This is a genomic window from Anabaena sp. 4-3 (assembly GCF_001597745.1).
Lineage (GTDB): Bacteria > Cyanobacteriota > Cyanobacteriia > Cyanobacteriales > Nostocaceae > Trichormus.
This window is the reverse complement of the sequence record NZ_LUHJ01000026.1, coordinates 76118-88734: the sequence shown is the minus strand read 5'-3', so window position 1 is coordinate 88734 and position 12617 is coordinate 76118. Positions and strand designations below refer to the sequence as shown.

At 39.8% G+C, this 12617-nt stretch carries 12 protein-coding genes; 7 read left to right on the top strand and 5 right to left on the bottom strand.

What is annotated here, in order from left to right; translation table 11 throughout:
• Positions 1 to 14: 14 nt before the first annotated feature.
• Positions 15 to 659, bottom strand: a complete 645-nt coding sequence (pdxH, locus tag A3775_RS06950) for a pyridoxamine 5'-phosphate oxidase (RefSeq protein ID WP_066378154.1) — start codon at positions 657 to 659, stop codon at positions 15 to 17.
• Positions 660 to 800: 141 nt separating this feature from the next.
• On the opposite strand from pdxH, the gene A3775_RS06945 reads away from it, so the two are divergent.
• A complete protein-coding gene (locus A3775_RS06945; RefSeq protein WP_066378156.1) occupies positions 801 to 1886 on the top strand; it encodes an AI-2E family transporter in 1086 nt (361 codons plus the stop codon).
• 210 nt (positions 1887 to 2096) lie between these two features.
• Here the strand turns inward: A3775_RS06945 and A3775_RS06940 are convergent, their stop codons facing one another.
• A complete protein-coding gene (locus tag A3775_RS06940; RefSeq protein ID WP_066378159.1) occupies positions 2097 to 2729 on the bottom strand; it encodes a DUF1361 domain-containing protein in 633 nt (210 codons plus the stop codon).
• A gap of 193 nt (positions 2730 to 2922) precedes the next feature.
• Positions 2923 to 3402, bottom strand: a complete 480-nt coding sequence (locus A3775_RS06935; RefSeq protein WP_066378233.1) for a hypothetical protein — start codon at positions 3400 to 3402, stop codon at positions 2923 to 2925.
• Between the two features lie 213 nt (positions 3403 to 3615).
• On the opposite strand from A3775_RS06935, the gene A3775_RS06930 reads away from it, so the two are divergent.
• The 6 genes from A3775_RS06930 to A3775_RS06905 all read left to right on the top strand — a co-directional run bounded on the left by A3775_RS06930 (position 3616) and on the right by A3775_RS06905 (position 9794).
• Positions 3616 to 4752 carry a succinylglutamate desuccinylase/aspartoacylase family protein gene (locus A3775_RS06930; RefSeq protein WP_066378162.1) on the top strand — a complete coding sequence of 379 codons (1137 nt, stop codon included), beginning with the start codon at positions 3616 to 3618 and terminating at the stop codon, positions 4750 to 4752.
• A 269-nt stretch (positions 4753 to 5021) separates the two neighbouring features.
• Entirely contained in the window at positions 5022 to 5978 is a 957-nt protein-coding gene (era, locus tag A3775_RS06925) for a GTPase Era (RefSeq protein ID WP_066378164.1), read from the top strand.
• Positions 5979 to 6447: 469 nt separating this feature from the next.
• Positions 6448 to 6732: an HU family DNA-binding protein gene (locus A3775_RS06920; protein WP_066378166.1), complete on the top strand. Its 285-nt coding sequence runs from the start codon at positions 6448 to 6450 to the stop codon at positions 6730 to 6732.
• A gap of 26 nt (positions 6733 to 6758) precedes the next feature.
• Positions 6759 to 7856 carry a threonine-phosphate decarboxylase CobD gene (gene cobD, locus A3775_RS06915; protein ID WP_066378169.1) on the top strand — a complete coding sequence of 366 codons (1098 nt, stop codon included), beginning with the start codon at positions 6759 to 6761 and terminating at the stop codon, positions 7854 to 7856.
• A 95-nt stretch (positions 7857 to 7951) separates the two neighbouring features.
• Positions 7952 to 9406 (top strand): NAD(P)/FAD-dependent oxidoreductase, encoded by a 1455-nt coding sequence (locus A3775_RS06910; protein ID WP_066378173.1) that lies wholly within the window; start codon positions 7952 to 7954, stop codon positions 9404 to 9406.
• A 163-nt stretch (positions 9407 to 9569) separates the two neighbouring features.
• Positions 9570 to 9794 carry a type II toxin-antitoxin system HicB family antitoxin gene (locus A3775_RS06905; protein ID WP_066378176.1) on the top strand — a complete coding sequence of 75 codons (225 nt, stop codon included), beginning with the start codon at positions 9570 to 9572 and terminating at the stop codon, positions 9792 to 9794.
• Positions 9795 to 10056: 262 nt separating this feature from the next.
• On the opposite strand, the gene A3775_RS06900 is transcribed toward A3775_RS06905, so the two are convergent.
• On the bottom strand, positions 10057 to 10416 hold the full coding sequence (locus tag A3775_RS06900; protein WP_066378178.1) for a hypothetical protein: 360 nt from the start codon (positions 10414 to 10416) through the stop codon (positions 10057 to 10059).
• Between the two features lie 37 nt (positions 10417 to 10453).
• A complete protein-coding gene (locus A3775_RS06895; protein ID WP_066424340.1) occupies positions 10454 to 12229 on the bottom strand; it encodes a DUF3685 domain-containing protein in 1776 nt (591 codons plus the stop codon).
• Positions 12230 to 12617: the final 388 nt, after the last annotated feature.

The window sequence follows — 12617 nt, the reverse complement described above, 5'->3', positions numbered from 1 at the left end:
TCGCGTCTGTAGAATTACGGTGATAAACGCTGAATTTTCCAGCTATTATCATCTAAACGAGTATAAAGTAAGCGATCGTGTAATCTACTAGAGCGTCCTTGCCAAAACTCAATTTCTGTGGGGATCACCCGCAAACCTCCCCAATGGGGTGGGCGGGGAATCTCCTGATTTTCATATTTACTCTGCAATTCCTGCATCTGCTGTTCTAAAACTTCTCGGCTAGCGATAACTGCACTTTGATCAGAAGCCCACGCACCCAAACGACTGTTAGCCGGACGACTGTAAAAATACTGATCTGATTCCGCCTCAGAAGTTTTCTCTACACGCCCGACAATTCTGACTTGACGTTCCAATTCTGCCCACCAAAAAACCAAAGCTGCTTGGGGATTTTCCGCTAGTTCTTGTCCTTTGCGGCTGTTATAGTTGGTGAAGAAAACAAAACCCCTCTCATCAAAATCTTTGAGCAGCACCATTCTAGCCGAAGGACTCCCATCTGGTGTAGTTGTGGCAATAGTCATAGCATTGGGTTCGGGAAGTTGGGCTGATAATGCCTGATCAAACCACTGTTTAAATTGTATAAAAGGATTAGGATTAACCTCGGTTTCGCTCAAACCTTGCAAGGTATAGTCTTTGCGAAGGTCGGCTATGGTTCTGTCCATTGTCATTTGTTTCCTTAATGTCAAATATGTTATCAAAGAAGGCAGGAGCCTGGCGAGGTAATACTAGAGCCTAGGAAAATCACTGTTGACTATTGACTCTTGACTATTAACTATAGGAGTAATAAAAAGCGATTGCGTCAGATGCGCCGTTCGCCATCCCTTCAACGTTTATTATTTTATGGTCTGAGCGGCCCTATCGTCGCTCTGAATGTTTGGCTGTTATCTGTTCTGTTTAGTTACTTTCAGCACCCGATTACTATTTTGAGTTGTGCGGCGATTTTAGCTTTTTTATTGAATTATCCTGTGAAATTCTTTGAACGGGCGAGAATCAGTCGTACCCAAGCTGTAATTATCGTTTTACTTTTTACTTTAACTCTTTTTAGCATTTTGGGTGTGACTCTAGTACCAATGGTGATTGACCAAACTATTCAACTATTAAATAAAATTCCTGATTGGTTAAGTAGTAGTCAAGAAAACTTGGTGCAGTTGGAAGCGTTTGCAAAACAACGACGCTTACCTATTGATTTGAGGGTATTGAGTAATCAAATCAATGCCAGTATTCAGAATGTAGTTCAGCAGTTAGCTGGGGGTGCAGTCGGGTTAGCGGGAACTTTGCTCTCAGGATTGCTGAATTTTGTCTTGGTGGTGGTGTTGGCATTTTATATGCTGTTGTATGGCGATCGCGTCTGGTATGGTTTAATCAATCTCCTACCTGCTAATATCGGTATCCCCCTGACTAAATCTTTACAGCTAAATTTCCAAAACTTCTTCCTCAGTCAGATATTATTAGCACTATTCATGGTTGTAGTGCTGACACCCATTTTTTTAATTCTTAGAGTACCCTTTGCTTTATTGTTTGCTGTACTCATTGGCATCTCTGAGCTTATTCCCTTTATTGGGGCTACTCTGGGTATTGGGACTGTCACCCTTTTAGTGCTATTACAAAATTGGTGGTTAGCTGTTCAAGTTGCGATCGCTGCCATTCTCATGCAACAGATAAAAGATAACCTATTGTCTCCCAAGTTACTGGGCAACTTTATCGGCTTGAATCCCATCTGGATTTTTGTGGCTATTTTGATGGGATATGAAATAGCAAATTTACTGGGTGCGCTGGTTGCTGTTCCCATCGCTGGCACTATCAAAGGTACTTTTGATGCGATTAAAAATGGTAAGTCCAGTGATTTTATGTCAACAGTGACAATTCATCATGATTTTGAGCATGATTAACAGTTTAATTTGACCCTGGATAGAAGCAAATATCAAGCTAATTGAACGCAGATGGACGCAGATAAACGCGGATAAAGACATTAGTAGGGTGCGTCAGATATCAAGCATAAGTTTATTGACAGCATTTAAGCAGTCTGACGCACTCTACAAGACTGCCATATTAGCTGTTAATTTTTACTTTTAACCTATATTGGGTGTATTAGTATCAGTTTAATCTGAGTTTATTCCCCTTATTGTATTTTTTGGCATCACCAAGCCTAGGGTTACTCGTTTCATCATCCAGTATAAAACTAGAAGTACAACAAACGTGACCGCGATAATTATTAAAGGTTGTTTTCCTAACAGTTCTTCTACACCTGTAGTTAGTAAAGCATCTGGTTGAGTAATAAAATCCCAACTGTTGAAACGTAAAAAACGACCCCAATAAATACCGATAGCACAAAGAGCATGAGTAATTAACTCAATCCATAAAATCCATTGAGTTTTACCAATGCGGTGTAAGTAGTAACCAAGATTAATTAAAGATATGACATAAGCTTCAAATCCAGCCAAAATCACCAGTAAATACACAGGAATTAGTACCAAGGTAATTATCCACACAGATTGAATTGTCCGGATGTCATGAATTAAGTGAATAACATCAGTTAATAAATACGGAGCATTTGGTAAGAAGGCATAGAAAACTAACAATCCTAACCACCATACCCAAGAGCGTCCGCGTCTAGTGCGAAACAGCCAAACACTTAAAGCTAAAGGTATAAAAGCTAGAAATAGATTCCAAGTCATCCACCTCATGTTTCTACTTAAAACCTGCAAAATTTTGGTTATTAATTCTGCTGTCATAACTTTTTAATGGCAATATATCTATATTTTTACTTGATAAATAATCTTTAAGAAAAAGAAGTTCTTAGTAGTCAATTCTCCTACCAAGAACTTCAAATAGATATTTGTCTCAATCTTGCTCTGTTCCTAGCGATAAAATAAGTTACAATCTGGTTAGGTTGGATTCCAGAATTTTGGCACAGATCACCCTCAATTATTCTGGCTGAGTACAATACTGATTCAGTCGTTTGACGAGTACATCAGACTCCTTACCAGCAGTTGTAGCGGCTCCTGTGAGTACGGTTTCAATTTCTTTTCTGGCTTTTTGTAATGTTTCTCTACCAGATGGTGATGCTTCGGCTGCTTTAGCGTCACCTAGGGCATTTGATGCTTTGGCGATCGCTTGACTGAGATTTTGGAAAACGTTCTTAAATCCGCTTTGAATCTCTTTTAAATTAGGATCTGATAAGTTGAGTTCTCTTAAAGATTGTGTGATTGCTACTAAATCCTTAGATAATTGTAAACTTGTTGTTACTTGTTGACCTTTATTATAATCTATTAAAGCATTACCCGCATTCACGACTTGAATTAGTCGTTGACACTGAGAAGCTTTATCTTCCATACAACCAGTAGCTAGAAAAATTATGCTCACACTCACAGGAGCAATCACAATATATTTACGCCACACAGTAATTAACACTCCACCACCAATAAATCCGAAACAATACTAACGAATAATTTTGATATTGGAGAGGACTTACGCAAGTGTGACATGACAAATGTCTTGTAGGGTGCGTCAGACTGTTTAAATGCTGTCAATAAACGTATTTTTGATATCTGGCGCACCCTACTAATATGCTACTTCCTCTATTGCCTCTGCTCCCTCAACTTTTCCCAGTAGCCTCTTATGCTTCCTGTGATTTCTACTATTCCACTGCGTCAAATGGCTTCAGGCGATCGCCTGTTTTTACAAGTATACAAATTCATCAGTGTTAACCCTGGTAAAAAGGTTTACATTCAATCGAATTTACACGGTGCAGAAATTGCTGGTAATGCAGTTATTCATCAACTAATTGAGTTTTTATCGTCAATTGAAGACACTGATTTATTAGGAGAAATCTGGTTAGTTCCCGTGTGTAACCCGATGGGGACTAATGAACGCGCTCAACATTTTTCGCCAGGGCGACATTGTGCTTATGAATTTAAAGACTGGAATCGGATTTTTTGGGATTATGAAAAAGCAGCCAATGGTTTATTAGAATTTGCTAAATCTCATTTGCATGAGAGTTTAGAAACAATTCGCCAGAATTACTTAACTATCATTAAACAACAATTCGCGCAAAATTTAGCTGAAATCAATTCTCCTAGTAGTGTACCTTACACTGAGATTTTTCGGTATCAACTCCAATCCCTGTGTCTTGATGCAGATTACTTAATTGATTTACATAGCTCTAATAATCAAGGTTTAGACTATGTTTATTATTTCCGACAACGTGAAGAAACTGCCAAATATTTTTTATTAGATTTGGGTATTTTACTGGATAAATATGATGGAGATGCTTTTGACGAAGCTTTTATTAAACCCTGGCTAGCTTTAGAGGAATGTTTTCAACAATTAGGGAGAGCAGTAAAATTTGATGTAGAAGCTTGGACATTAGAATTAGGTGCAGGAATGCAAATGAATCCTGATTCTGTAAATAAAGGTGTGGCAGGTGTGAAGAATTATTTATTACAGAAGGGTGTATTGGCAAATACTAACTTAAATTTAGCTGCCAATAAATCTGATCAGATGTACTTTGCTCAGAGTAGCAAGCGGAAAAAATACTATGCGATCGCTGGGGGGATGATTCAATCTAGAGTAGAATTAGGTACAAAAGTAAAAGCCGGCGAAAGACTCTATCAAATTCTCAGTTTTAATAAAGAAAGTCAACTACCTACAGTCATTGATATCTGTGCGGGTGAAGATGGATTAGTATTTGACGTTGCCACAAATCAAGCGGTGAATCAAGGTGAGTTTGTTTTAGGAATTCTTCATGAAATATGAACTGGCTGCTCAAGTTTTATGAACCAATCCACTTAAATGGAGTTAAAAGAACATCATAGGATTGAAACAGCAATACTCACAAAGGTAGAAGATTTGAGATAGTGGTGTATTTCTATCTCATTTTTTTTGAGAGGAAAGCAAAATATATTTAGTCGTAGATTAAACTTAAACAAAGATGGTTCCGCGCAAATCTCAGGAAGAATTGATATTTTGTGGCGTGACTTAGTAAAAACTTATCTCAGCTATAAATTATAACGGTAGAACTCACAGTGGCTAGCATTGACAATGACATTTTATCTTTTTCAGGAGATGTAGCGATTCCCCAAGCACCTCCTGAGTTCAAATCTGGTTTTATTGGCATTATAGGCCGTCCCAATGTCGGTAAATCTACCTTGATGAATCAATTAGTGGGGCAAAAAATAGCGATTACATCACCAGTAGCACAAACTACGCGCAATCGTTTAAGAGGAATTGTCACCACATCAGAGGCTCAATTCATTTTTGTAGATACACCAGGAATACACAAACCCCATCATCAATTAGGTGAGATTTTGGTGGAAAACGCCAAAATAGCGATTGATTCGGTGGATGTAGTGCTGTTTGTGGTAGAAGGAACAGTAGCTTGTGGTGCAGGCGATCGCTTTATTGCGGAGTTAGTGACTCGCAGCCAGACACCAGTAATTTTAGGTGTGAATAAAGTTGATCAACAACCCACAGATTATCAAAGTATTGATGAGAGTTATCAAGAGTTAGCAAATACTTATCAATGGCCAATAGTCAAATTTTCCGCCAAGACAGGAACAGGATTACCCCAACTGCAAACATTATTAGTTGAAAATTTAGATTATGGGCCTTTCTACTATCCGCCCGACTTGGTAACAGACCAGCCAGAACGGTTTATTATGGGGGAATTGATCCGCGAACAGATTTTGTTGTTAACCCGTGAAGAAGTTCCCCATTCTGTAGCGATCGCCATTGATCAAGTTGAAGAAACACCCAGCATCACCCGTGTACTAGCAACTATTCACGTTGAGCGCGATTCTCAAAAAGGAATTTTAATTGGAAAAGGTGGCTCAATGCTCAAAGCAATTGGTAGTGCAGCAAGGGAGCAAATTCAAAAACTCATTTCTGGTAAAGTCTATCTCGAATTATTCGTCAAAGTCCAACCCAAATGGCGACACTCTCGCTTCAGATTGTCAGAGTTAGGTTATCGCATCGAAGATTGACACTCCTCAGTTAGTAGGGTGCGTCAGAATGAATATTTTCTTAGTATGGCTAGGGTTACTCGTACTGACGCACCCTACTGGATTGACACTACTAATACACAAATCAAGTCAAAAGTCAACAGTTATTGGGCATGAGATTTTCCCCTTTGCTCTCTTGCCTCCCCTGCACCCCTGCCCTATGCTGACAATAAGTATTTATTCCTAATTTTGGGGTGGTTTTGAGTGCAACAATGACCCCAAAAATAAAAAAAATGCTGAAATCCATATAAATTAACGGTTTCATCTATCCACTTCTGGCTAGTTCACCTTAGAATGATTCATTGAAAAGTCGAGTAGATGGGATTTACAGCGATTTTGAGTAGAAATACTCCCCAAAGACGACTTTTGTATTGCTCAAAACAGAGGTTTCAGTGAAGATGCGACATGGTGCATCTAGAAGAAATCTCAAGTAAACCTCAAGGAGTTCCAAATGAACAAGGGTGAATTGGTTGATGCAGTAGCTGAAAAGGCTAGCGTGACTAAAAAACAAGCAGATGCGGTTTTAACTGCTGCTTTGGAAACGATTATTGAAGCTGTTTCCTCTGGCGATAAAGTGACGCTGGTAGGATTTGGCTCCTTTGAATCACGGGAACGTAAGGCTCGTGAAGGTCGTAACCCCAAAACTAACGAAAAGATGGAAATCCCCGCCACCAAAGTTCCTGCTTTCTCGGCTGGTAAGCTCTTTAGAGAAAGAGTTGCGCCCCCAAAAGCATAGACTCTGTTGTTAGGAATCTGGATGTAATGCGGCAACCGGCTCATGGGGGAAATTTAGCTTGGGCAGCAGCAATAGCTGGCTGCCTTCCTGATGCTATTGTGGATTTTTCTGCGAGCATCAGCCCGTTGGGGCCGCCCAACAGTGCGATCGCTGCTATTCAATCGCAAATGGGAAATCTCAGGCACTATCCCAACCCAGATTACAGTGATCTGAGATTAGCTCTGGGGAACTTCCACCAAGTGCCGCCTGAGTGGATTCTACCGGGCAACGGTTCAGCCGAATTACTGACTTTGGCAGGTAAGGAATTAGCTGAACTAGCCGCAACCGTGTTAATCACTCCAGCGTTTGGCGACTACTACCGCACCCTAGCGGCGTATAACGCTCAAGTTCTGGAGTGTAACCTTCTGAGTGCTGAGAACCGAGTTTTGGGTGCTGAGTTACAGCAATTACTCAACACTCAGAACTCAGCACTGTTTACTAACTGCGCCTTGTTGCTAAATAATCCCCACAACCCAACAGGTAAACTGTTTACCCGTGAGGAAGTTTTGCCTTATTTGCAGCAGTTTGCTTTGGTGGTGGTGGATGAAGCTTTTATGGATTTTGTACCTCCCGATGAGGAACAAAGCCTGATTGGGCTGGTGCAGGAGTATGAAAATCTGGTAGTGTTGCGATCGCTGACAAAATTTTACAGTCTTCCCGGTCTGAGACTAGGATATGCGATCGCTCACCCTGACCGCCTCCGTAAATGGCAGTTATGGCGTGATCCTTGGCCTGTCAACACCCTGGCGGCGGCGGCGGCTGTAGCTGTCCTCCAGGATGAAGAATTTCAACAACAAACTTGGCAATGGCTAGCACCTGCACGCCAGCAACTGTTTCAAGGTTTAGCCAGCACCCCAGGATTAACACTCCAACAAGCTGCGGCTAACTTTTTACTCGTAGAAACAGAACAATCGAGTTTGCAGTTACAACAACAACTACTCCAACATCATCAGATTTTAATTCGTGATTGCCTGAGTTTTAAAGAACTAGGCGATCGCTTCTTCCGCGTAGCTGTACGCACTAACTCTGATAACCAACGCCTAATAACAGCGTTAAACTTAGTGCTGAGGACTGGAAGGGACTGAGGAGAGGAGAATAACTTGTAGAGACGTTGCATGCAACGTCTCTACAGACTGCTTACGCCCATGCCCAATGACTAATGACTAATAACTAATGACTAATGACCATTGACTACGACATAGTAATCGTAGGCGGAAGTCTAGCTGGACGTTACGCCGCCTTAGCTGCCACCCAATACAGAGCCAAAGTAGCATTAGTTGAAACTAGAGTGAATACCGGGTTAATTTATCGCCAAGCTATGGGCGAAATTGGCAACCTAGCCCAACATTTCGGTGATTTAGTCGGTTTTGGTGTTCACACCACACAGGCTGATACTGCCCAAAAATGCCCAATATCTGTAGAATGGCAACAGGCGATGCTGTATGCTCAAGGCGTTGCCTCCACTATCCAAGAACAGACTTCTCCGGCTGTATTAGCCGCCCAAGGAGTCGATGTTATTGTCGGTAGGGGTGAATTCCAAAGTTCTCGCCGTTTGGCATTTGCAGTTAATCAACGCTTACTGCGGGGACGCACTTATTTATTAGCGAGTGGTTCTCGTCCAGCCATTCCAAAAATTGAGGGGTTACAAGCCACCGACTATCTAACTTTATCAAATATTTGGCAAACTTTGCAAAAATCAACACCGCCTCAAGATTGGGTAATTATTGGCGGTGTTCCCCAAAGTATTGAAATAGCACAAACTTTGGTGAGACTAGGTTGCAGAGTAATTTTAATCATTAAATATCCTTACCTGCTACCTCATATTGAACCAGAAATTTCCCAATTACTACAAGCACAATTAGAAGCTGATGGGGTGCGTATCCTCACAGAAACAGTAGTAACTCAAGTCAGGCGAATTGATGGTAAAAAATGGATTCAGGCAGGAGATAAAGCCATAGAAGTTGATGAAATTTTAGTGGCTACTGGACAGCAACCAAATCTAGAAACTTTAAATTTAGCCGCCGCCAAAGTAAAATCGTATCCAAATCGGTTGCTAGTCAATGAAAAACTGCAAACTACTAACCACAGAATCTATGCTTGTGGTGATGTAATCGGTGGTTATGAATTCCCTGAATTGGCTAATTATGAAGCGAGAATTGCCATCAAAAATGCACTATTTTTACCCAGATTAAAAGTTAACTATCAACATATACCTTGGGGAATATTTTCTGAGCCAAACATGGCACAAGTTGGTTTAACTCAACTGCAAGCACAGCGACAATTTGGACGCAAAGATATTTTAGTCCTAAAACATTATTATAAATCAATAGCAGCAGCCCAATTAGCCAATAAAACTACAGGTATTTGTAAATTAATTGTCCGACGTAACGGTGAAATTTTAGGAGCAGCTATTTTAGGAGCAGAATCCAGAGAATTAATTAATCTAATTGCTTTGGCAATGTCCCAAAAAATTAATATCAAAAACTTAGGAAATTTATCAGCTATTTATCCTAGCTTTTCAGAAATTATCGCACAAACAGCCCAATTATGGAGTGAGCAAAAATTAAATAGCAACCTAGCCTTACAAGACTGGCTAGAAGGTTTCTTTTATTTTCGCCGCAATTGGAATTTATGAACCAGTGCAAGCTTGTATATTCATCTCTTAAAAATAAAAAACCTCCGCACCCCTCTGCGTTAAAAAATAAAAAATTTAGCATACTAAGGTAGGAACTGGTGCAAAATATAACTGAAGCACTGGCACAATTAAAGAACATCGAAGCAGGGGAGGAAACAGAAGAATGAAATACACAATAATTCTTCAATGCTCAGAGGAAGACCAATGTTATGTGGTTTTTTTACCTGAGTTTACCAATATAATGCAGCCTTGCACTCATGGCGATAGTTATGAAGAAGCGTTGAAAAATGCTCAGGAGGTTTTAGAAATGCTCATTGAAACAGCATTAGAAAATGGTGAACCTTTACCAGAAATAAAAATGCTAGGTGATTCTTTTCAAGTGGCATAAATTAGCACAGCGATCAAGATATCTTGCGCCTATCAGTTGCCTCGGAATAAATTCCGAATATCATAGTGTAAGTCAGTTAAGTAAGTCGATGGGAATAAATATAACTATCTTAAGTAATGTAAATTTATGGAAATCGAGTTCGTAGTAAGGACTTTAGTCCTTACTACGAACCTTTAATTATTGACGCTGTTCTACTTATAACTGACTGAATTTTTGTGACAATTGCAATTTTTATGTTATCAGTTATCAATTTAATTTGTTCTCAAAAAGCATTAAGAAAGGAAGGTATTTCTAACAGATGATAGTAAACTAAAGCTCCAACTACTAAAGTATAAAGTGTTGAACTACCTAAACCAATTAAAACGTCTCTCTTCAGGTGACGTTTCTCTGTTTTTAAAAACATATCCATTGCACCAAACTGCATCATTAAAATACCTAAGACATTAGACAGCCAATAACCAATTAACGTACCGGGGAGAAACCAATCTTGATTTATGAAACTGACTAGATAACCTAAAAGCAAAGCAATTGGTAGATTAAAAAACAAATCATTCCACCAAGAAAGGGGAGACAGCATATAACCAACCCCTATCAAAAATCCACCCCGCAATTTTTTCCACATAGTTATGCTTCCATTCCTCCTTGTAGTTTATTAAAAATTATTTATAACGCTCACTGTTACGCTTAAAGTTTTTTTCTGAGAAAGATACACTACCAATACCTTGGATGATCCCACGACCTATTAAACCTAAACCACGCCCTACTATTTGTGTGAGGACAAAGACAATACCACTACCGAAAAAAGCTAATAATGATTGTAATCTAGGCGCGATCGCATCTCTAAATTCTAGTACCAATGTCACTACTAAAGGAATACCAGACAACTGTGCTAATTCCTCTCTCCGAGGCGCATAAATCGATATTGTGGCAATACCACGAGGCGCAAATACAAATAAATGATAACGGCTTTCAAAGATTTCTCTAGCTTCATTCACATATCTATTTAAACGGTATTTCCAAGATAAATCATTTCTAAATCTCTCAATCTCTCGCGTAGAAATCAATTTACGGTCATAAAAGTTTTGCTTGATTTGTTCTACATCGGCTAAATAGTTAAGTAATGGTTGTATCACACCATTAGCTACCTGAATCAATAAGTTTTCTAAAAGTAATTCAGCTTGTGAATTGGCTTCTGAACTACCTGCCGGATAGTAGTTATTATCAACTTGCAAATCTGTTTGGAATAATAAATAAGCGCATAATTCCGTAGTCATCGGAATTTTATTGAGAATTGCCGCTTGTATGATTGCAGGATTTTGTAATAATACATTCACAATTTCTATGTGGCGATCGCCTACACGCATTTGGGAGAATTTCCCAAAAAACTCACTAACTGTGGTTTGCCACAAATCTTTTAAAATTACATTCCTCAACTCTGCTAATTGATTAATTGTGATTTGGGCATCACGCAGTTCATCTAGCTGTTGAGCTAATCTCTGCAAAATTAGGTAAAGTAATTCTCGTTTTTTCTCTTCGCGCAAGATATCAATTTCTAAAGGACTATCTGAGACGTTTTTTAAAGAGAATTGCAGTTTATTAATACAAGCAGCAAATAAATTAGATTGCAGTGTTCTGGGACTCAGTAACGGCGGCGAGGTTAAACTTGTTTGTGTATCTGAGGTGATAATCACACTAGGTGGCTGTATCACAGGTAATGTTTGTTGGGGTGTTGCTGTGAATTCCTGTAGCTGTTCTTGTTGTCTTTCTAAGGGTGAAACGAGTAAATGATTCAGCAACCAACGTGCTGTTAAGAGTTCTCGCCGTTGTCCTGCTAGCACTGCCCGGTCTAAAATTGGTAAACCAGGAATTTGTAATTGTGCTGTGACTGCTTTGAGAGCAGTATCAATGTAACCAATTCCTGATAAATGTAAATTCTGCCGCACCTTTGCCAAAGGTAAGCGTGGTGAGATTGGGGGAGGGGGAGGAGTTAATTCTGTACTAACTTTTTCTTTTAACCAATAGGAATTCCCCTTGGCTACTGCTGCCATTGCGGTGACTAATTCAGAAATAGGTGTACCTTTAGGACAGTAACCATTGACACCAAAAGCCCTAGCAGCCATTAATATTCCTGGTGCTTGTACAGAACTGAGTAACAAAATGGGTAGGGTGGGATATAAAGCTTTGAGTTGTTGACACAGTTGCAAACCTTGTTGTTGACTGTCTGGCGAGCGACTGTCACCTAATTCCAGAACTACCAAGTTCACTTGATGCGGGTCTTTTTGTCCAATTTCTGCTAGTATCTGCAAAGTTTCCGTATCTGTTGCTGCTTCTGCTACCACTTGCAAATCAGGAATTGCTTCTAAAGCTACCCGTAGCCCTAGACGGAAGATGGTGTCTGGATCAACTAATAATAATTTTAAAGGGCGATCGCTCATAGTCCACTTAGATACATCAGCACTAACTTTTCCCCATCTGGTTCAAAGTTCAACTCTTTCCCATTGTCACCTGTTTTTGTCCCCTGTTAGATGGATGATCATTGGCATAGGTAGCAGTTATACCAATTCAAAATTCTTGCATAGCCTATGGCATCGCCTAGCGTCCCGTAGGGAAGGCTTACGCCTACAAAATTCAAAATGAAGAAAGATAGATATCACAATGGTTTGGGCGTGTGTATCTGTGGCATTCTTTTTTAAAATTGGTATTAGCTTTGACGCTTTGCCTGTGCGGACTAATGTAAAACCAAGGTTTTCTAGCCTGTGTGGTGCGTAGCGTCAGCGTGATAGTCAGGCTAACCTCCGGGAAACCGTGCATAGCGTGTCTACA